General features: G+C 43.9%; 20 protein-coding genes. 6 read left to right on the top strand and 14 right to left on the bottom strand.

Translation table 11 applies throughout. The annotated features are described in order from the left end of the window. The first annotated feature begins 197 nt into the window (after window positions 1-197). The 4 genes from BET10_RS01245 (at window position 198) to BET10_RS01230 (ending at window position 5,973) form a co-directional block, all read left to right on the top strand. Complete coding sequence (locus BET10_RS01245; protein WP_070983007.1) at window positions 198-2,912, top strand: TonB-dependent receptor; 2,715 nt, start codon at window positions 198-200, stop codon at window positions 2,910-2,912. Between the two features lie 216 nt (window positions 2,913-3,128). Beyond that, window positions 3,129-4,043, top strand: a complete 915-nt coding sequence (dapA, locus tag BET10_RS01240) for a 4-hydroxy-tetrahydrodipicolinate synthase (RefSeq protein ID WP_070983006.1) — start codon at window positions 3,129-3,131, stop codon at window positions 4,041-4,043. A gap of 58 nt (window positions 4,044-4,101) precedes the next feature. Beyond that, window positions 4,102-5,406, top strand: coding sequence for a DEAD/DEAH box helicase (locus BET10_RS01235; protein ID WP_070983005.1), 1,305 nt, complete (start codon window positions 4,102-4,104; stop codon window positions 5,404-5,406). A 381-nt stretch (window positions 5,407-5,787) separates the two neighbouring features. After that, window positions 5,788-5,973 (top strand): hypothetical protein, encoded by a 186-nt coding sequence (locus BET10_RS01230; RefSeq protein WP_139158571.1) that lies wholly within the window; start codon window positions 5,788-5,790, stop codon window positions 5,971-5,973. 240 nt (window positions 5,974-6,213) lie between these two features. On the opposite strand, the gene BET10_RS01225 is transcribed toward BET10_RS01230, so the two are convergent. From BET10_RS01225 to BET10_RS01215, 3 genes are all read right to left on the bottom strand, one after another. Continuing rightward, window positions 6,214-6,591, bottom strand: coding sequence for a hypothetical protein (locus BET10_RS01225; RefSeq protein WP_070983003.1), 378 nt, complete (start codon window positions 6,589-6,591; stop codon window positions 6,214-6,216). A 123-nt stretch (window positions 6,592-6,714) separates the two neighbouring features. Beyond that, window positions 6,715-7,227 (bottom strand): RipA family octameric membrane protein, encoded by a 513-nt coding sequence (locus tag BET10_RS01220; protein WP_070983002.1) that lies wholly within the window; start codon window positions 7,225-7,227, stop codon window positions 6,715-6,717. A 234-nt stretch (window positions 7,228-7,461) separates the two neighbouring features. After that, a complete protein-coding gene (locus BET10_RS01215; protein ID WP_070983001.1) occupies window positions 7,462-7,938 on the bottom strand; it encodes a LabA-like NYN domain-containing protein in 477 nt (158 codons plus the stop codon). A gap of 139 nt (window positions 7,939-8,077) precedes the next feature. Here BET10_RS01215 and BET10_RS01210 point away from each other — a divergent pair, with 139 nt between their 5' ends. Then, a complete protein-coding gene (locus tag BET10_RS01210; protein WP_070983000.1) occupies window positions 8,078-9,802 on the top strand; it encodes a collagenase in 1,725 nt (574 codons plus the stop codon). Window positions 9,803-9,856: 54 nt separating this feature from the next. On the opposite strand, the gene zapE is transcribed toward BET10_RS01210, so the two are convergent. From zapE to BET10_RS01180, 7 genes are all read right to left on the bottom strand, one after another. Beyond that, window positions 9,857-10,951 (bottom strand): cell division protein ZapE, encoded by a 1,095-nt coding sequence (zapE, locus tag BET10_RS01205; protein ID WP_070982999.1) that lies wholly within the window; start codon window positions 10,949-10,951, stop codon window positions 9,857-9,859. Between the two features lie 200 nt (window positions 10,952-11,151). Then, window positions 11,152-11,787, bottom strand: coding sequence for a glutathione S-transferase family protein (locus BET10_RS01200; RefSeq protein WP_070982998.1), 636 nt, complete (start codon window positions 11,785-11,787; stop codon window positions 11,152-11,154). A 196-nt stretch (window positions 11,788-11,983) separates the two neighbouring features. Then, window positions 11,984-13,588 carry an AbgT family transporter gene (locus tag BET10_RS01195; RefSeq protein ID WP_070982997.1) on the bottom strand — a complete coding sequence of 535 codons (1,605 nt, stop codon included), beginning with the start codon at window positions 13,586-13,588 and terminating at the stop codon, window positions 11,984-11,986. A 211-nt stretch (window positions 13,589-13,799) separates the two neighbouring features. Next, window positions 13,800-14,456 (bottom strand): FAD-binding domain-containing protein, encoded by a 657-nt coding sequence (locus tag BET10_RS21710; protein WP_276204873.1) that lies wholly within the window; start codon window positions 14,454-14,456, stop codon window positions 13,800-13,802. Between the two features lie 3 nt (window positions 14,457-14,459). Then, window positions 14,460-15,272, bottom strand: a complete 813-nt coding sequence (locus BET10_RS21705) for a deoxyribodipyrimidine photo-lyase (RefSeq protein WP_240503612.1) — start codon at window positions 15,270-15,272, stop codon at window positions 14,460-14,462. Next, on the bottom strand, window positions 15,262-15,570 hold the full coding sequence (locus BET10_RS01185) for a hypothetical protein (protein WP_070982996.1): 309 nt from the start codon (window positions 15,568-15,570) through the stop codon (window positions 15,262-15,264). Before BET10_RS01185 ends, BET10_RS21705 begins: the two co-directional genes overlap by 11 nt. Before the next feature lie 15 nt (window positions 15,571-15,585). Next, on the bottom strand, window positions 15,586-15,852 hold the full coding sequence (locus BET10_RS01180; protein ID WP_070982995.1) for a DUF3081 family protein: 267 nt from the start codon (window positions 15,850-15,852) through the stop codon (window positions 15,586-15,588). Between the two features lie 81 nt (window positions 15,853-15,933). On the opposite strand from BET10_RS01180, the gene BET10_RS01175 reads away from it, so the two are divergent. Beyond that, window positions 15,934-16,869 (top strand): ribonuclease Z, encoded by a 936-nt coding sequence (locus tag BET10_RS01175; RefSeq protein WP_170829086.1) that lies wholly within the window; start codon window positions 15,934-15,936, stop codon window positions 16,867-16,869. Here BET10_RS01175 and BET10_RS01170 read toward each other — a convergent pair. The 4 genes from BET10_RS01170 to BET10_RS01155 form a co-directional block, all read right to left on the bottom strand. Continuing rightward, window positions 16,834-18,159, bottom strand: a complete 1,326-nt coding sequence (locus BET10_RS01170; RefSeq protein WP_070982994.1) for a DUF2252 family protein — start codon at window positions 18,157-18,159, stop codon at window positions 16,834-16,836. The two genes, BET10_RS01175 and BET10_RS01170, sit on opposite strands and share 36 nt — an antisense overlap. A gap of 380 nt (window positions 18,160-18,539) precedes the next feature. After that, window positions 18,540-19,343 (bottom strand): DUF1338 domain-containing protein, encoded by an 804-nt coding sequence (locus BET10_RS01165; RefSeq protein WP_070982993.1) that lies wholly within the window; start codon window positions 19,341-19,343, stop codon window positions 18,540-18,542. A 66-nt stretch (window positions 19,344-19,409) separates the two neighbouring features. After that, a complete protein-coding gene (gene astA / locus BET10_RS01160; protein WP_070982992.1) occupies window positions 19,410-20,429 on the bottom strand; it encodes an arginine N-succinyltransferase in 1,020 nt (339 codons plus the stop codon). A 41-nt stretch (window positions 20,430-20,470) separates the two neighbouring features. Further along, window positions 20,471-21,676 (bottom strand): aspartate aminotransferase family protein, encoded by a 1,206-nt coding sequence (locus BET10_RS01155; protein WP_070982991.1) that lies wholly within the window; start codon window positions 21,674-21,676, stop codon window positions 20,471-20,473. Window positions 21,677-21,802 lie beyond the last annotated feature (126 nt).

Below are 21,802 nucleotides of genomic sequence, written 5' to 3'. Positions count from 1 at the left end.
TGGGTAATTATTATTGCATATTGTATGCAATATATCGTATGTTGGTTGTGCATTTTACGGACAATGCACAGCTTACGCGAAAGTTCTGGAGGCTTTCGTATGTCGGCACACGCTGATAGGCGTCGTTAGTGAGCACTATGTCGCTGGCGCGTGAGATGCAGCAATCTGAACAATAACATCAACAATAGAGGCTTATAATGACAACTAAGTTAACCTTCAAATTCTCTGCGCTTTCACTGGCAGTGATCTCTTCAGTTAGCAGCATTAGCGCAAATGTCCATGCGGCAGACGACAACTTAAAAGAAGTTGAAAAAATTATGGTAACCGGTTCGAGAATCGCCCGTGCCGAAGTCGAATCTACTTCGCCAATCACAGTTGTGAGCAAAGAAGCACTGACCAATTTGGGTATTAGTGATGTTAGTTCTGCATTGCGTCGATTGCCTGCGCTGACTGGTAATACGGCGAACAACCAAAGCAGTGCGGGTAGCAACAATATTCAAACGGCTACGTTACGTGGTATTGAAGCGACCAATACTCTGGTACTGCTTAATGGCCGCCGCTTAGTTGGCTCTGATGAAGATGGACTGGTCGATTTATCCTCAATCCCGTTTGAAGCCATCTCTCAGATTGAAGTACTCAAAGATGGGGCATCAGCAATTTATGGGTCTGATGCTATTGCGGGAGTTATCAACATTATCACTCGCAAGAATTTTGAGGGATTCAAAGTTACCGCGCACTTTGGCAGATCATCCCGTGGTGATGCTGATGAGCGAAAAGTGGGTTTTGTTACAGGCGTGAGCACAGATAAAGCGAGCATTATGGTTGCAGCGTCAACCAGTAACAATGCTGGTTGGGAAGAAAAAGACCGCTACATGACCAAAGATGCGGACCAAACGTATCTTGGTGGTGGAAATGGGCGCTCTGGAACAGCACCTAATCCGAAATTAACTGGCTTTGGGTTAGGAGAAGGTACTTGGACTGTGCCTGATGCAAGTAATCCAAGTCAGGTTATTGCTTGGGATTATGATAAAGAGGGCTATAACTACCGCGCAGCACAATCGGGCGCTAACGACAATAAAACCACCAGTGTGTTCGTGTTTGGTGAATATGAACTTGCCGATGAGCTAACCTTTTTTACTGAATTGTCATTCCACGATGGCTTTGTGCAAGGCAATCAGGCACCGCCAGGCACAGATACAGGGTGGTATGGAGACAGCGTTGATACACCTAACGCGTTTAAACGCTATCCTGATGCAGACGGCAATAACTTCGGTGTTGGCCCAAATCAAAAATATAACCCATTTGGTGAGGCCGGTAACGTAAGTAAACGATTCAGTGAATATGGCTCGCGAATTTATCAGTCTAACAATACTATTACCCGTTATACGCTAGGTCTGCAAGGTATGCTGGCGGATGAGTATGATTGGGAAGTGTTATTCTCCAGCCAAAGCGCAAAATTGGTACAAGAAGGTGGCGCGCAACCGTCAATTATTCAAATTGAGCGAGCCTTATCAGATGAATGTGAAACGGCTGCGGACCCAGATTGTGTGGCGCTTAACGTGTTTGGCCCAGAAGGGTCAATTACTCAAGACATGCTCGATTTCATCAATACGACCGCACCATCGCAAACCAACAAAAATGACTTGTCATTTATTCAAGCAAGTATTGCAGGGCCTGTGATGCAGTTAGATGCAGGTGAGATGATGTTTTCAGCAGGAGCAGAGTATCGAGAAGATCAGTTGTCACTGAGTGTCGATCAGGCACAGCGAACAGCTACATTTGACGTTTCTTGGGGGGGCTCGGTAACGCCAGTTACTTCGCCAGTGCGGGAAATTTCTGAGTACTACCTAGAGCTGGCAATCCCAGTGCTTGAAAACTTAGATGTAGAAGCCGCAGTAAGATACAGCGATTATAGCGACATCGACCAAACAACAACCAACCCTAAGTTTGGCATTATTTACCGCCCGTTAGAATCGGTGAAAATTCGCGGCAGCTATAGCACTGGTTTTAGAGCGCCGACAATGGCACAGATGTATCAAGGACGCACATCGTCTATCAACACCAATATGTACGACCCATGTAACCCAAACAATGATGCCAACTACTTCAACACGTCGATAGCAGGTTGTGCTGGGCTTAACCCTGCGTTTAGTAAAAATGAAATTCAAAGTAACGACATTATCGGCGGCGGCAACCCTAACTTAAAACCAGAAGAAGCGGATAACATGACCTTAGGTCTCGTTATGGAGCCGCTTGATGGGCTTGGCGTAACGTTAGACTACTTTGACATTGAACAGTCAAATGTAGTGTTTTCAAGTTCGCGCTATGTGGTTGATCAATATGTGGCCGGTAACCCTGAATTTGCCAATGCGGTGATCCGCAGCAACAACGGCACGGGTTATATTCAAACAATATTCTCATCGTCAAACAATATAGCCGCGCGTAATCTGTCAGGTTATGACCTAAACATCAATTACTTGCATGAAAACAACCTTGGCACTTGGCGCTTTAATTTAGATGCGACGTATATGGCAGATTTTGAGGTGCAAGACACGAGTGATACACCATTTAGAGATGTAGTGGGTACTTACGATAGTGCGTTTGGCAGTATTCCTGAATACAAAGCTAACCTTCAGTTGGATTGGGAACAGGGCAATTATCGAGTTACTTGGGATGCAGCTTATAACTCCAAGATCACAGCTGCTGAGGATGATGTGATGGACGCAACAGTGTTCCACAATATCCAATTGGGCTATTTCATCGACCAGCTGCAAACAGATGTACATTTTGGTGTGCAAAACCTGTTTGATAAAGAGCCGCCATTCCTAAAAGCGAACGGCACATCTACAGACGACAATCTGTATTCATTTAGAGGACGATTCTACTACGTAGGGTTAAGTCGTTCTTTCTAAAACACCTCCCCGTTGTGATAAGCACTAAAGCCACGGTTTAAACGCTGTGGCTTTATTTATTGTTTTGCAATACACAGGCTTAGCTGTAAATCAATCGGACTAGTTTGTTGTCTAGACTTTACTGTTTTTGCAAATTTAATCGGCTTTTCCCTCGGATCATATCGTCATTTATGGTAAAACAGTGCGCAACTTTGAAAACACCAAGATTTGAGCACAATGCGTACGATTCAAACGATAAAACAAGCGAGCCTAATTACGGCAATTAAAACGCCTTACACTATGGCGGGAGATATTGACCTGCAAACCTATGATGCGTTGGTTGAGGCGCAGATAGCAGCGGGTGTAGACGGTATCATTGTTGGTGGTACAACGGGTGAAGGCCAATTGATGAACTGGGAGGAGCATTTAATGCTCATCGCCCATAGCGTTAATAAATTTTCAGATAGACTGATTATTGTGGGCAATACCGGTAGCAATAATACTCGTGAAGCCATTAAAGCCACAGAATATGGCTTTGCATCGGGTATGGATGCTGCACTGCAGATCAACCCATACTACGGTCGTACCTCAATTGATGGACTGAAAACGCATTTTCAGTGTGTGTTAGACATCGGTCCTGCATTTATTTACAACGTACCAGGTCGTACTGGTCAAGATCTTACCCCTGATATCATTGAACCAATGGCAAAACATGAAAATTTCATTGGCGTGAAAGAATGTGGCGGTAATGAGCGTATCGCACATTATGAAGCACAAGGTATTGCTTGTTGGTCAGGTAATGATGATGAAGCACATGATAGCCGTCATATTTATCAATCTCACGGTGTAATATCGGTGACTTCAAACTTGATCCCAGGCTTATTCCGCCGGTTAATGGATAAAGAAAACAAAGAGTTGAATGCTCAGCTACAACCATTGATGCAATGGCTGTTCTGCGAACCCAACCCGATTGCGATTAACACGGCGCTTATCATGACTGGCGCGGTTAACCCTGTGTTCCGTCTACCCTATGTACCGCTTAACAGCGAGCAGCAAGCAACGGGTATGGCGCTTATTAACCAGCTCAGTGAAGCGGATATCGTCGGCGGTAAAGCACAGGCAATTGACGAAACATTATTAAAGCTTTGTTAGGTTTGCACAAATAACGTATAATCTGCGGCCCTTAAGTATTGGCCGCAGGTTTTTTACCATGAACTTTAAATCTTTTAGCTTTTCACCTTTGCTGTTACAAGCATTAGACGAATTAAATTTCCATACCCTAACTCCAATACAACAAGCCGCAATCCCTGTGGTTCGCAAAGGGCATGATGTGCTGGCAACTGCGCAAACAGGTACGGGTAAAACCGCTGCATTTGCTTTACCAATTATTCAAAAGCTACTTGAAAATGAAAGCGAAGAGGCTGGTCAGCCGCGTGCATTGATTGTTGCACCAACACGTGAATTGGCTGAGCAAATAGGTCAAAATTGCAGTGCTTTTAGCAAACATACCCAGTTGAAAACGGTCACTTTATTTGGTGGTGTAAGTGCTGAAGGCCAAGCGCAATCGCTGGCTAAGGGTGCTGACATTGTGGTGGCAACACCGGGCCGTTTACTTGACCATATTCGTCTTGGTAATTTAAGTTTGGCAAAAGTAACACATCTTGTGCTAGATGAAGCAGACCGTATGCTAGATATGGGTTTTATCACCGATATGCAGCAGGTCATTGATTTGGTGGATGATGAACGCCAGTTGTTGTTGTTCTCGGCCACGTTCCCACCGGCGATGAAACAGTTTGCCAGCCGCGTATTGCGTCACCCTAAATACGTGCAGGTTACGCCTGAGAATACCACCGCAGAGACGGTACGCCACGTAGTGTACCCAGTTGAGCAAGGGCGCAAGCGAGAGCTGCTTTCAGAACTAATTGGTAAGAAAAATTGGCAACAGGTACTGGTGTTCGTCAACATGAAAGATGTTGCCGATGAACTGGTGGAAGAACTTAACCTTGATGGTATTCCTGCGATTGTTTGTCATGGCGATAAAAAGCAAGGTGCTCGTCGCCGCGCATTACGAGAGTTCAAAGAAGGTAAATATCGCGTATTGGTAGCTACAGAAGTCGCAGCGCGAGGCATCGATATTGAAGGTCTACCTCGCGTGGTGAACTTTGACTTACCTTATCTTGCGGAAGATTATGTACACCGCATTGGTCGTACAGGTCGTGCGGGCAATCAAGGGCAGGCAATTTCCTTTGTTTCTCGTGAAGAAGAGCAAGTGCTTATCCACATTGAGCAGTTGATAGAGCAACAGATCAAACGCTACTACCTACCGGGCTACGAAGTCAGCAGCCGCGATACGTTAATCAAAAAGTTAACGAAAAAGCCCGCTCACCAGCGTCGCCAGCCGCGCAGCAACCGTCCTAGCAACCAAGCAAGCGGTGAAGCAAGAGCCAAAAACCGTGCCCGTATCGCTAATGTACGCAAGCAGATTAAGGGCAAGAAATTGGGCCTTGATAAATAATTACGGTTTAAATATGGTGTGGCTCTTAATAAATAGAGCCACTTACTGCCGCAGCTTTTACTAAAAACCCAGTTACTTAACTAAGTTGTATTTAAGGATAAAATATGACGTCGAGTAATATATCGATCACCTCACCGAACTTTTCAGAACTCAAGCTATTTAGGCCACTGATTAAAAACGTGCTTGAGAATGTTGACCAAACCTACATAAAAAACAAAAAGATACTTTGTTGGGTGGCGCCTTCGGCTTAACCAACCTACCCATTGACGTAGGTCGGTATAAGGCGCGAAGCGCCGCCATCCGACAAAAGTGATGAATTTACTAGAAGTAATACGACTTATCGCGTTGTTCTTGCTCGCACCAGAAAAGAGGGCATTTGAAATGAAAGATGTACAAAGCAAAATCAAAGAAATCATGAATGAACTCAAAGTGGCATGCCCGTATGCGCTGAGAGCGTCGTTAAGTTATTCATCTATACATCAAATTAATTCAGATTCGAGCAAAAGAAAAGGAGAGCAAACCGTAGGTATGATCATCATCGCGTCACGAACGGTCGATATCTATTGAATGAGCTTACAAGCGAGTTTTACTTATGACACAAGTATTAGATTGTGATCACTTTCCTTATCATTTAATTCAAGTGGTTAGTTCCACGAAGTGCAGGAAGTGGATCGTCAACGCGTGCATCTGACACTCTGTTGGGTGGCGCCTTCGGCTTAACCAACCTACCTTTTGGCGTAGGTCGGCATAAGGCGCGCAGCGCCGCCATCCGACAAAAATGATAAATCTACCTAGAGACAACCCGACTTACCGCGTTGTGCTTCCAAAGTAATTAGCCTTACTTTGGTATGTTTTGGATGCACTGACCAACGAGGCTGTGCAAACACTGCAATAGTGACCGAGTTGACCGTGCTTGAACTCGAAAACCATTTTTGCCGATTCAATATCTTTTGGCTCGAAACCCTCAGCAGTTACCAAACCGTAGAGTGTTTCTTTGAGAGTATTTAGTGCCAGCCTTAGTGGCTCTATGTTTAGAAACCTTTTTGGGCATGGCTCAGCATCAGACAAATAGATTTCTATGGAATCTAGGCCTGCTTCCTCACAGGCTTGACCAAGATGAGGATGCACAAAGGAAAGCGCACTCACTGCATGGTGAGCCAAGCTTTGTGCAACACTTTTAGTCACTTATGAGATGCCATGATTCTCCTGATACATAACGCCAAGTTAACCAGCAGCCGGAGCGCTGCGTAGGCTGTCCGAGCGAGGAACGAGCGTTGTTGAACTTTTTGTTAGCCTTTTTGATTTTCACTACGAAAATATTTTGATAATGATGAGCAAGCCCCATGTGGCAACAAACACCAAGGACAAGAGTGTCATGTTATAACTTACAGAAGGCTTTTTAAGTGCTTGTTGTTCAAGCCACTTCTGAAACTTACCTTTTGTGTTTGCGCCATGAGAAAAACTAGCTTCAACATCAGCTTGAATAGTTGTTGAGTCAGCTGAGAAAAACTCAAGATCACTTGCTATTTCGTTTTCTTTTTTGTTCAGACGATGTTCCCAGCGCGCCTGCCAATACTTACTACCTAAATTGACCCTGAACCAGAGAAATGAGACGAATGCCCCGAGACACGCAAGTAAAATAGAATATTTATTGTCAGACAAACGAAAAAAGCCAATCGCTAGAGCCGCGTTCAAAACCAAGAAGTAATTTGATCTTTGCCAGAATAACCCGATTTCCAAGTTGCGGGTTTCCAAGGCTATTTTGTAGGCCTCTAAGCCACTTACCTTTTCATTATTTTCTTTATCTTCTTCAGCGCTCATTTCTTTTCCAATACGAGGCTAACGCCGTAAATAATTGGCAAATGCTTGCTGGCTATAATACCCGAAGAATGAGGGGCAGCCAGGGAGCATTTGTCCATGTTTGATTTGTCTTGTTATATTAAAGCAGATCAAACTCTCTTGATAATCATACCACAACACATAATTAGCTCGTGATTACGGCACTTGGCTTTTTATACCTACCGTTTAAATCAATGATGTGTATTAGCCACGGGGTTATGAGAGTAATAGGGCATCATCAATTGCGCTAAACACATCACAGCTATCCATAAGTAATTGAGAGGTAAGCTTAGGTGCGCCGTATACTCGGCTTGAGACACCGTATTGATTACGCAAGTGAGCAAGCAAAATGGCGAAGTCTCCGTCGCCAGATAGCAGTATGACTTCATCCACTTGTTTGGCTGTTTCCATCATATCTATGGTGATGCCGACATCCCAATCACCTTTTTTAGAGCCATCAGCACGTTGAATGTAAGGTTTGAGCTTAACCTCAAAGCCAATCGCTCGAAGTATGTTTTGAAACTGTGTTTGTTTATCATCACCGCGATAGGTGGCATAGGCATAAGCGTATTCAATATCGCCTAGTTGTTTGGCGTGTGCCCAAAAGGCGTTGTAATCAAAGTTCTTTCCTAAAGACTGCTTGCAGGTGTAGTAAATATTTTGCACATCTACAAACAAAGCGATTTTTTTCATCAAGTGACCTCTTTACGTTAAGCAACCCACCTTAACTTAAATAGGCAAAAAACAACAACTAAGATTGAAAAGTACATTTGGTATATTCTATATTATTCAAAAATAATAATTAGGAGCAGGTGATAAGGCCTGTCATGCCATGTTGAAAAAAGCCGTATTTATTCCATTGTCGATAGCCATATTAAGTGCTTGCAACAGTGTTAAACCTGCCTCCTCAATGAGTGAAACTTTACCCGTTGGCCCAGTAGGCGGCTGGTGGCAACACAATATAGATAAACAACATTTCGCTCAGGCACTCAGTTATCTAGATAATCAAACTACACTCAAGCACCCTGACTGGAAGGCAATCAATAGCGTGTTGTACGATTTGCGTGGGTTTAGTTATTTTGCAGATTTAGATAGCCTTAATACCGATGATTATCAATCTTTGTCGAACGTACTGTTAAAGTTATTCAAAAATGCGCCTAGCGTAGCCGAGCAAGCTCGCTTTGCCGAGAATTATGCGGTACTGGTCTATCGTTTGCTAACCCAAGAAAAAGAACTGACAAACTGGCCCGAGCAATTGTCTGCTTTGGTAGCGTTGTTTAAAACCCTTGGTGATGTTGAAGGACTAGGGCATGACTATGCGCGATGGGAACTCTATCGAGCAATTGGTTTTAGCGCTTTTATGGCGCGCAGAGAGCCTGAGTTATCAACGCTATTTGCAAACCAATCGGCGCTTATCAATATCTTACTGGATGAGGTATCTCAGTCATCATGGCGCAGAGATCACGCGCTGTGGAGCCTTGGCTACATTCATCAACTGATACCAGATACTCAGCAACAACAACTTGATGAGAAAGTGTGGTCAAAGCTTGAAAGTATCAGCGGGGCTTCGACAAAGGATAAGCAAACTTGGTACGCCAGCAACTACTTAGTGAATAGCTTTCGTGGCTTGAGTGAATGCAATGAAAGCCAGCAAGGGCGTTGCATTAGTTTTGATATTGATACCGTGTTGCCGATTAAGCATAAATGCTCAGATAGACTGTGGATCCGCGCCACGTCTTTAGACCATGAACAGCTCACCTATTCCTGTAAAAGGCTAACGTCACAAGAGCAAGATTTTCACCAATTGTTTGCCACCAAAATGCGCAGTGTGGCAAATGATTACAACCACGCATTACAGGTTGTGATTTTCGATAACTACAGTGACTACAATCGCTATGGCCAGTTATTGTTTGATATTCACACCGACAACGGCGGCATGTACATTGAAGGCACACCGAGCGACCCAAATAATCAAGCAACATTTTATAGCTTTCAGGCGTTTTGGACCGATGATAAGTTTAAGGTGTGGAATCTAAACCATGAATATGTACATTACTTGGATGGGCGTTTTAACAAATATGGGGCCTTTGGGCACTTTCCGCAGAAGTTAGTATGGTGGAGTGAGGGGCTCGCTGAGTTGATTGCAAAAGGCGATGATAACCCTAAAGCCATTCAAGTATTACGAGATACCAATCAAGACCAGTGGCTTGATTTAGAAAGTATATTTGCAACCAAATATGGGCAAAGCACTGAGCAAATATATCAATGGTCTTATTTGGCAATCAGATACTTATCACAACATGATCTTGGTGGGCTTAGAGCATTACAACGCAACTTGCGCTCAGACTTTTATGGCGGCTACAATGACAAGCTCACGCAACTGGCTGCGCAGCATCAAGATACCTTCAAGTCGTTTTTGACGTCATTGCTCAATGATGAGGGCGAACAAAAATCCAGTAAACAGGCGCGCATTAACAAAGAGTATCGCTATCTATATCGCAGTTATTTACGACCACCGCACTTAAAATTATCAGCCCAACACCAACACTACTTTTAAAGGCTAAATAGAGCATCTAAGCGCAAACGGCTTAGATGTTCTGCCTGATATTCACTAATTAGCTGGTAAAGCGGCTTTATCTAACGTCCATTGTTGCATTTCAACGAGTCGGCTTTTGGTACGTTCGAACTCAAAGGCCAGTTGCTCACCAACATAGAGCTGTTGTAAATGGACTTGAGAATGTACCACAACCAAGCATTTTTGCTCGTAACACTCATCAACGAGGGCGATAAAGCGTCGGGCGTGGTCGTCAAGTAGGTGAGCATTGTCTAAATGCGAAGCGCGCTGATAGCCATCTTCAACCCCTTGTGTTGTGGTGTGCTGCAACGGTTTTGAACCCATCACTGGCACATTAGCGATAAAAATAGCACGGTATTGCTGTGTCAGTGCGATGTAGTCAGCGGTGGCTCTTGGTGCACTACACAACGCATAGAAATCAAAAGCAATGGCATTTTGAGCGATGCCCATTGCTACAACGGGTCGATTACATATTGTGATGTGATGCTCAAAAAGCTGGCCTTGAACTTGTGTAAATAGACTTTCAAATGAGGTGCGTTCATTTACAAAATAATACTTACTATCAAAACCTTTGGCAAAACGATGGTCAACTTCTCCGGCTACATCAACAATGTCACAGTGTTGTTCAAGCAGGTCAATGGTGGGGAGAAACCTTTGTCGCTGAAGACCATTGCAATAAAGCGTTTGTGGGTGGCAATTAGAAGTTGCGACCAGTGTTACGCCATGCGCAAAAAGTTGCTCAAATAACCTTGCCATAATCATGGCATCGCCAATATCACTGACATGGAACTCATCAAAACAGAGCACGTTGACTTTATCGGCCCAGCGCTTGGCTATCTGCGAGAGCGGGTTAATTTGGCCTTGAATCGCATTGAGCGCATCGTGTACCTGAGTCATAAAGTGATGAAAGTGAAGTCGCTGTTTGGCTATGTCATCAGACAAAGTTCGATAAAACAGATCCATCAGCATGGTTTTACCCCGACCAACAGGTCCATGTAAATAAATACCCTTACAAGCGTGGCCGTTTGCTAAGCCTACTTGTAGTTGCGCGAGAGCATGCAATGCGCGTTGCTGCGCAATATCATGGCTTAGAGTATTGTTCTCTAGTAACTGTTGAAATTGAGAAAGCATAAATGAAATGAATGATTTTTGCGGTATTAGAGCATATTCAATTTTAACAAGCTAACCGCAAACGCTCAAATGGAGGATTATTAAACAGGGTTTCGTTAGCAACTTTATTGCTTAGTATTTAGGTTGTAATGACAAAGTATTTGGAGGTTGTTTCAGACCATGGGGTACAAGTGTTCATCCCCATGGTAATCGGCTAGAGGCTATTTATATGCGCTTAAGTCGGTATCTTCTTCTTCACACACTGCTTTGATGGCTGAGTGTTTGGCTAAGGTTTTTAGGTAGCGGTTTAAGTTTGGGAAACTTAAGGGCGGCTTTTTAAGCTCATCGGCCCAGATACAAAGCATAAACATATAGCAATCACAGACAGTAAACTGATCGTTGACCATATAAGTTTTGTCACCAATATGTTTGTTTAACAGCTCTAAGCATTCAGTGATCCTAGATTGCTGAGTATTAACAATGTCATCGTACATAATCGCACTTTGCGTGTGGCGCTCAGGGTAGTAGTACACCATAAGTTCATTTTGCAAGGTAGTGGTTAAATACATCAGCCATTGGTAAAATTCGGCTCTGGCTTTAGGCGCTTCAGGAATTAAATGACCTTCGGGGTGCTTTTCACATAGATATAAGCAGATAGCAGCACTTTCAAACAGAACAAAGTCATCGTCAACCAAAGTGGGAATGCGGCCAGTGGGGTTTAATTTTAAATATTGAGCAGATTTTTGTACGACTTTCTTGCGATCAACAAGCTCTAGCTGATACGGCACCTTGAGTGCCTTCAACACGAAGTGCGGTGCAAGGCTCGCATTACGTGGGTAATAAAAGAGTGTATACATAAACTACCTTTTGAATAATGAATGTTTCGTCAGAAACCTAAGCTCCTTTTTTGGCAAGTTCTACTGAACTGTAGGTGAGCGATTGCCTTTTAACAACTCTAATTTTGTCATTATGTCAGTATTTTATAGTTTCTTGTACCGAATTTATTTGACCTGAAACTAAAAACGCCAGCGGGTGCTGGCGTTTTTGAACTAATTAGGGCGTGTAATAGATGGGGGAGTTGGGCCCGACTGGTAACCCAAAACCAAATACCCAAATGTAAAACAGCGCAACCCAACCAATGAAGAAGAACATACTGTATGGCAGCATAGTTGCTACGAGTGTACCTATCCCCATGTCTTTTTTATACTTAGTTGCGACGGCAAGAATTAAACCAAAATAACTCATCATGGGGGTGATCAAGTTGGTGACTGAGTCCCCGATACGATAAGCGGCTTGAATGGTCTCTGGCGCATAACCTACCAACATCAGCATAGGAACGAAGATGGGGGCTGTTACAGCCCATTGTGCTGATGAAGAGCCAAGGCTTAGGTTTACCAAAGCACACATAAAAATAAACAGTACAAATACTTCAGGGCCCGTTAGGTTTAACGCTTGTAACAAAGCCGCACCATTGATAGCCAAGATGGTTCCTAGGTTTGTCCACTTAAAGAACGCCACAAACTGCGCAGCAAAAAATACCAGAACGATGTACATACCCATTGAGCTCATTGATTTGCTCATCGCATCAATGACGTCTCTGTCATTTTTCATGGTGCCTACAACGCGACCATAAACAAAGCCTGGGATAGCAAAGGTGACAAAAATAAATACTACAATGCCTTTAAGGAATGGTGAACCTGCCACTTCGCCAGTCTCTGGGTGACGTAAAATGCCGTTCTCTGGCACAATAGTGAGTGCTAGGAGTGCAGATACAATCAGTAATGTAACACCTGCCCATTTCAGGCCTGACTTCTCTGTGGCACTTAAGTGTTCGATGTTGTTTTGGCCTAAATCGATATTGGCTTCATCTGGGTTATATTTACCTAAGCGAGGCTCTACGATCTTTTCAGTGACTAAAGTACCGACGATGGCTATTAAAAACACCGAAATCATCATGAAATACCAGTTTGCTTCTGGGCCTACCTGATAACTTGGGTCTATCATCTGCGCTGCAGGCGTGGTAATACCGGCAAGTAGTGGGTCAATTGTACCTAACAATAAGTTGGCACTATACCCGCCAGATACACCGGCGAAAGCCGCTGCTAGACCCGCTAGAGGATGGCGTCCTAAACTGTGGAAAATCATAGCCGCTAATGGGATAAGTACCACATAGCCAAGTTCTGAAGCAGTATTCGATAAGATTGCAGCAAAGACCACCATAAAGGTTACCAAGCGCTTTGATGCGCCCATTACCATGCCGCGCATTGCCGCTGAGAGTAAGCCAGAATGTTCGGCAACACTGACACCAAGTAGGGCAACGAGCACGGTGCCAAGTGGCGCAAAGCCAGTAAAGTTTGTTACCAGTCCAGTTACGATTTTTTGTAGACCTTCGGCACTGAGCAGGCTCACGACCTCTATAACACCATCTGGATCACGTCCTTTAGCACCTTCGGGGCGAGGGTCAATAGCACTCAATCCCATCCAGTCAGCGATACCACTGAACAACACGATGGCAATACAAAACATAGCGAACAATGTAATCGGGTGGGGAAGCATGTTGCCTAAAAACTCAACAGTGGCTAAAAATCGATTAAACCAACCTTTGCTCTGTTGATTATCAGGTTGCTCCTGCGCTTGTGTCTCTACAGCATTTGACATAGCAAACAATCTCTAATATTCAAAAAATTGCCGTAATTTAACATTTTTTATCTTTTTGGTCACAGAGATTCGTTAATTAACCTTAATCTTGGGATGAAGTAACCGTGTTTATTGTGCTTTGAGCGTTTATTATTCGAAGGGTTTAACTTTTACGCAAACTATACTCAGCGGACTTATTGGAAGGTTTGCACTATACCCTTTTTCGGCGAAATCAAAGTAAGCGCAGTTGCACCGACGAAGAGGTAGTGGGCTTGCGATGCTTGCGGTTTTGCCTAGAAGCATGCGTTCTGATAACTCTTTGTGTTTCACTGCTGTCGATATGGTTTTTATAGTACTGTGAAATTTTTTCCTTGGCGCGCCTAGCTCCGTCATCTGGGGTTCTATTTGGCTTTTCATATCGGTCTGTTTTTAAGCCGCTATATAACCATGGCGTGTGGATGTAGCTGTTTGGTACATGGTCAAGCTCTGGTACGTATTTTCGAATAAATGTGCCGTCGGCATCATACTTTTGTCCTTGGGTGACGGGGTTATAAATACGAAAGGGATTGATACCCGTAGTGCCTGATTGCATTTGTATCTGCGGGTAGTGAATACCAGGCTCATAGTCGATAAAAGTGCTGGCCAAGTAAGCGGCAGTTTGTGGCCAGTCAAGCCACAAATGATAGCTTGCATAGGAGACTAACATGGCGCGCATTCTAAAGTTCAACCAACCTGTTTGGTTAAGCATACGCATACAAGCATCAACAAAAGGCACGCCCGTACAGCCCGCTTTCCAACGCTCAAATAAGTGTGTATCAAACTCATTGGTACGCATATTAATTAGCGACTTGTGTATAGCCTGTCGAGCATAGCGCGGTTCAGACTCCAGCTTTTACACAAAATGACTATGCCAATGCAAGCGAGCAATGAATCCCGCCTTTTGACGCTTATTTACTTGTAATGAAATGGCTTGTTTAAGTACTTGTTTTAGGCTCAATACGCCATAACATATGTAAGGACTGAGTCTTGAGCTGCTGGTTACGGATGTCAAAGGGCTAGAAATCCCAAAGAGATATTGATTAATACGGTGATTAAAAAAACTCTCCAGTGTGTTGTTTGCTGCAAGTAACCCACCCAGTTGCATTGCTTTGGCCGTGAATTTGTCGTTACCCAGATAGTCATCAAGTAGTGCTAAGCCGCTGTGATGATTGAGCAAGGAATTAATCTTTGAAGGTGCGCTCAGGGCTGGGCTATTGAGCCAGTCAGCGGCTTTGTGTTGCCAATGGTCGCGATTGAGTTTTCCCCGAAAAACGGCTTGCTGAGGGTATTGGTTAATTGAGATTTGTTGGCTTCGACACCAGTTAAATACCCGAGTATCACGGGAAAACGTCCAATCATTGCCGGTTTCTTGGTGGCAGTAGAGCGTATTTATTGGGTATTTTTGATGTATTTTGCTGAACAGCTCCACCACATCGCCCGTTCTTACGCACAAATAGCCACCGCGTTTTTCAAGTGTCTTTGTGTAAGAATGTAAGCTTTGAGCTATAAACTCAAACTGTCGTGCGCTTGTATCTGGAAGTTGCCAGTAATCGGGTTCAATCACATAAACAAACAATGTTGGACGATTGTTTTGTTGGCTGTAATAAAGTGGAGCATGATCATCAACGCGAAAATCTCGTTTTAGCCAAACTAGATTAATCGTCAACAACCCCTTTAAACAATAAAGGATAGCGACGAAGTCGGTTGCCAATATAATCTTCAGCGAGGATTTGAGCGATTATTCTGTCGATGTCATCGTCAACTTCCAGCACCCATTCACATCTTTCTATGGCTGTTAAGAAGCCTCTTTTAAGGTGGGGCTGTTGTTTATAAAGTTGGCAATTTTGCTTAATGATGGTGAGCTTATTCGGGTGGGTTTTAAGCTCATTAAGGGCCGCGATGATAAACGCTTTATGTCTGCTATCATCGCGTTTTGTTGGTCGTCTTGCTCTGCTTCGTCTCATAAAAACATAGTGTTGTTAGTCGTCATTTAATTGCTTTTTGATTTGCTCAATTTTGCGAATAAAGTCGTCTTTGTGTTTGTCGTGCTCGTAATCGAGATGATAAGTGTTGTGAAAGCCAAAGCGCATTAGCACACCACTGCCTTTTAAATACACTGTGTAACCATCAATATCTGAAAACGCGGTGATGCCCCCATACAACTTACCTTCTTCGGCCACTTCGCCGTGCTTTTGAATATATTCGTACACGCTGAGTATTGTTTTGCTATCGAGTTCGTTTTTCATTGCACTTTCACCTTTGTTATTCCGTTACGTATTAGAATTAGGGTAGGATCATCAGAACACAAGTTTTATCGATGTAAAATTATGGATGTACAATTTTTAGGCACGTCATCGGGCAGCCCCAGCCGATTTAGAAATATGTCCGCTACCGCGGTGAGTTTTGAAACGAGCAAACAGTGGCTATTAGTTGACTGTGCAGAAGGGACGCAACATCAACTGCTATCGACATCTTTGTCACCAGCGAAAGTGGCTGTGATCTGTATTACCCATATTCACGGTGATCATTGCTATGGTTTGCCAGGTATGCTGTCGAGTATGTCTTTACATGGGCGCACGCAGCCTGTCACCTTAATCGCGCCTCAAAAGCTTATTCAATTTATTCACTTAAGCCTTGGCCTGACCGATGTTAAGCTAGGTTTTGACTTACAGTGCCATGCAGTTGAATCATTGGCGGGGGAGTTAGAGCTATCATTTTGTCGAGTAAAAGCGATAGAGCTTAAGCATAGAGTGCCAAGTTTTGGCTATCAAATTACCGAATGCGGGGTGCCTAAAAAGCTAGAAATTGCCAAACTCGAAGCAGATGGTATTGCCAGCGGACCACACTATAACGCACTGCAAAAAGGGCAGGATGTAACCTATGAGGGTAAAAAGCTACGCTCAACAGAGTATACTTTTGATAGCTGGCGTCCTCGGAAAATCATAATTTGTGGTGATAACGAAAAGCCAGCAAAACTGCAAAATGACGTGGATGACATAGACTTGTTAGTACATGAGGCAACTTTTACACATGCAGATTTGCTCCGTGTTGGTACGCACACTGGGCACTCCGATGCAAAACGCATCGCAGAGTTTGCCCAAAAGCATCATATTCCTATGCTCGCACTCACGCATTTTAGCGTGCGCTACCATGGGCCCAGCATGCTTGAGGCGCTAAAAAGTGAAGCCAACGAGCACTACCAAGGGCTGCTTTATTTTGCAGAAGACTTACTCAGTTTGAGCATTCCTAAGCAGCGAAACTAGTAACTCTTGGTCTTCTTGAACTTGCTGTGCATACGCTTGAGCTGCATTAACGAGCGCTTCAGTATGTACACTTATGGTGTCTAAACAAGCTTGCTGAAACAATATAGAGCGCCTGTCTCCGCGCATATGTGCCAGCGCCAAACTATGACCGCAGCTAGCAGCATACTGACTCAAACCACCTTTGAGGGCAGCACGTTTACCAAGCATAAAATCTTCGGGATCGCATCCCACTCTGGCGTGATGACGAGAGCGTACGAGCCAGTGCTTGTCTTGCCAGATAACATCATCGAGCACCAAGTCTGGGCGACGTTGCATTTTACGCTGGCAGTTCACCGTCAGGTGGGCTGGGTTCAGTTGATTTATAGGGCTTAGGTTTGCAAAATAGTGGAGGGGGGCCGCAAGACGTTGCTGCTTGATTTCAACGATGTGACACAAATGGAAATCTCGTCCCTGTGTTTTTGCAGACTCTGGGCCTACAAGTAAGTAGTAACGAGTGAGGTTATGAGAGCCAGTCCCAGCACTCAAACGCTCCACGATATCTAAAATCTTATCATCCACATACGGTGCAAACCGAGTTTGTATTTCATCATAAAGCCCTTGAGGAAGACGTTTGAAACGTTCTTGATCATTTTTAAATGCCAGCGTAGATTGCGAAAAATCGAGTTCTTTTGCCAGTGTGCTATTGGTTGTGAATGCCGCTCCCCCAGCCTTTCTTTGTATCGCTTTTTGCCAGCGTTTATACAAAATGTGCTCTTTATCAAAGGTTGTTAACGCTGAGCGTGTGGTCAGTGTATCTTGAACAGAGCCATGACATGCGTCTAAGTATGCGCGAACAAACTCTTTACTCCCTTCAAGCAATTGTTCACTCGAAACTAAAGGTTTTTGCCGAATATTGAGATCATCGGTACTCATTTGTAATTCGCTGGCGTGGAGACGTGCTAAAAATAGACTGGTTATAAATCGAAACAGGTCCCAGGTTGCATGTCCAACGCAGGCATCATCAAAGTCATTGGGGGTAAATATAATGGTATCGCCATGAGAGCCTTCTTCGCTGATAAAGCCAAAGTTGCCGGTATGACAATCGCCAATAATATGCGTTAGAGGAATATTAAATAGCGCATCGGGTAAGTTGATACGGTTGGTGGCAAAGTCATGGTACATCAATGCTGCACTACCACGCAGAAATAGAAAGGGGCTGCTTGCCATTTTCTGGTGCTTTGGCAAAGTGCCAATAGGCAAATCTCCATCAATGTGAATTAATATACTTTCTACCTGTTCTATTCTATTCATATTTTTCCCTTGCATTGGCTGCACTCACAGATAAATGTATCTCCTAAAGCCTAAACACACTCACTATGAGTTACCAAATAAGATGACGATTAACTAACGCTAACGAAACTAAATGACAAATGTGTTACATAGGTGTGTAGAGGAAAGTCATTTAAAGCTTTTGAGAGAAATGGGTGTTGATCGAGACGGTCAATCAGCGAGTAGTATTTGCTGGAAATTAAATGAGGACAGCTGCCATTTTCAGCTCGCTGGAACCTCAAGGGTCATGTGTATCTCTGGGGCGGTTGCGGCGTGAGGTACGGTACGTGCCCATTAAAAAGGCCCGACTTAAGTAATAAGTCAGGCCTTTTATCTTTGGGATTAATTAACTTTTTCGCAGCTTAACGCGCGTTAGTGCTTTCAAAGATTTTGTCAGCGGATGCTGCAACAAATCCAGTATAAATTTCACCGTCTGGTTTGTTATAGCGAAGCGCAAACTCGTAGAAACAGCTAGGGATATTAAATTCACCATCACTGAATACCACAGGTTGGTGATCCGCAAGCGTGGAAGATTGCTCTAACAACACTTCAGGAGAGCCTTTAATTTCACCACCTGATGTATTTAGTTCAAAGCCTGCATCTTTAAGCGCTTGGTTAACTGCTTCAATCGTTGTGAAGTTAGCCAAGTAATTGATGCTTACTGTGAAGTGGTTTGCTCTGTAGCCCCAAGCAGACATCCAGGCAGCGTATTCGCTTTCTTTTAATAGTTGCTGGTAAGTCTCGTGGCTTACCTGCCAGTGTGTGCCTGAATATAGGAAGTTATCGGCTGTCACAGCATTCTCATCAATTTGAGAAACCATGTCATTGACGATAGCTTGTAGCTCTTCTGAACATTTCTCTACCAACAACTCAGAGATAAATACTTTAGGTTTAGTTGGGTCTGAGTGCTCATAGTGTTTTGCATATAGCTTTTTAGCTTCAAAGTGGTATTCACCACACTCTTTGTAACCAACCGCTTTAAAGTGTGCAGCGAGCTTTTCAAGGCCTACTTTTTCGTGGTTAAAAGTACGAAGCGCAATATGGTCATTGATCACATCGTCCTGCTGAGTAGAGCCTAGCAGCTCATGAACTTTTACCGCTGAAGGAGTAACAGATAGGTAGTTATTCCAAAGTTCGTCAAATAATTGATCAACATTGTTGTGCATAATGGATTCCTTAATTTTGCGGATTATCCGCGTTAACTTGGTGCGATTAAGCTCGACGCAGCAAGTTTATAACGTAAATGTTCTGACTAAGTCACCATTACTCAGCTCAAGTGCCTGCGCGACGCATGGCTCTACGTTGAGCGTATTCGTGGTACTGTCGTACGAACATTTATCTGTAAATGTAGCTCTAAAGTTGGCTAACCCTTGGTTGGAGATAGCACGCGCTTTACCAGAAACATCACTGGTGATATTCACCGCTGCGACAACTGAGCGCTGTACAGTGCGTATATTCTTCAGTTTGGCTTCAACCGTAGGGCCTGCATCAAATAAGTCGATATAACCGCGATGCTCAAAACCTTCTTTTTCAAGTAGCTTTAGTGCTGGTTTGGTTTTTTCGTGTACTTTACCTATTACCGCTTGAGCGTCTTGACTGAGCAAGTTGGCATAAATCGGGTACTTTGGCATCAGCTCGCTGATAAAGACTTTATCCCCCAAACCGACTAAGTGATCAGCCTGGGGAAACTCGATACTGAAAAAGTGCTCTTGTAGCCACTTCCAAAAGGGAGAGTTACCCTGACTGTCACTCACACCACGCATTTCGGCAATGACTGTATCGCTGAAACGCGCTTCGTGGTCTGCCATAAAGACAAAGCGTGAACGACTTAAGAATCTACCCGCAAGGCCCTTTCTGAATGGTTCACGTAGGAACAAAGTACAGATCTCACTGCACCCCGTATAGTCATTGCACATGCTGAGAATTTCAACTGTGTTATAAACATCCAAAGTACGTGAATGATGTACGGTTTTGCCCATATGATAGTGATACAATGGCACTTGCATACCTACGGCGGCTTCTATTGCCGTGGTTCCCATGATTTCGCCGGTTTCACTGTCTTCAAGTACAAATACATAACCTTCATCAAAAGGCTTATCTAGCTGTTTGCTGAAGCTACGCTCGGAGCGAGAAATCTTATCTTGCAGCAATTGGTCATCGACAGGTAATGAGGTAAAACCGTGACCTGATTCGATGGCGATTTGCTTAAATGCAGCAAAATCATTACTGGTTATTGGTCTTAGTATCTGCATAATTGCAACCTACGGGAGGCACAAAGGCCTCCCTAGCTCGATTAACCGTTAACCACGTCAGCAACAGCTAGCTCAAACCTTGCCATACCTGCTGCAATATCTTCATCAGGAATAACTAATGAAGGAGTAAAACGAATCACATTAGTACCCGCTACGAGTGTCATTAACCCGTGTTTAGTGCTAGCGACTAAGAAGTCACGTGCACGGTCTTTGTAGTCATCATTTAATACCGCACCGATTAACAGGCCTTTACCACGCACTTGTGCGAAAACTTTGTATTTTTCGTTGATAGCATTTAGTGCATCGCGAAATAATTGTTCTTTGTGCTTTACTTGAGCCAGCACTTCAGGGGTATTTACCGTGTCAAATGCCGCTTCTGCAACCGCACACGCTAACGGGTTACCGCCGTACGTAGAGCCGTGAGTACCGACTTTTAAATGCTTAGCAATATTATCTGTCGTGATCATAGCACCGATAGGGAAACCGCCACCTAGCGCTTTTGCTGTGCTTAGAATATCAGGCGTTACACCTAGACCTTGGTACGCATATAGTTCACCAGTGCGACCAACACCTGATTGCACTTCATCAAAAATTAGCAGCGCGTTGTGTTTGTCACACAGTGCGCGAACGCCTTTTACGAACTCTTGCGTTGGAGAGATGATCCCGCCTTCACCTTGTAGTGGTTCCATCATCACTGCACAAGTTTTATCGCTGATCAACGCTTCGAATGCCGCAAGGTTGTTGTAGTCACAATGTACGATATCGGCAGGTTTTGGACCAAAGCCATCTGAATATGCAGCTTGACCACCTACCGTCACTGTAAAGAATGTACGGCCATGGAAGCCTTTATTGAATGCGATAATTTGTGTTTTATCTTCGCCGTAGTTATCTAGAGCAAAACGACGCGCTAATTTTAGCGCCGCTTCGTTCGCTTCTGCGCCAGAGTTGGCAAAATAAACTTTGTCTGCAAATGTTGCATCGGTAATTTTCTTAGCTAGACGAAGTGCAGGCTCGTTGGTCATCACATTTGATAGGTGCCACAACTTTTGACCTTGCTCAGTTAACGCGTTTACTAACGCAGGGTGACAGTGGCCAAGGCAGTTAACGGCAATACCACCTGCAAAATCAATATACTCGTCGCCTTTTTGATCCCATACACGTGAACCCTTACCCTTTACTGGGATCACTTCAGATGGATTGTAGTTTGGTACCATAACCTGATCGAATAATTCGCGGTTAGTTTGCATGACGACTTCCTCTTAATATTTTACTTCAACTTGTTTGCACCTTTTCTAAACGATTGCAAAGGTGCTTGATGTTTCTCATTATCACGGTGATCAAAGTAAATTTGCAGTGCAAAAATGTACAAAATG

Source organism: Pseudoalteromonas amylolytica, assembly GCF_001854605.1.
Classification (GTDB): Bacteria; Pseudomonadota; Gammaproteobacteria; order Enterobacterales; family Alteromonadaceae; genus Pseudoalteromonas; species Pseudoalteromonas amylolytica.
This window is presented reverse-complemented; position numbering and strand designations above follow the sequence as displayed.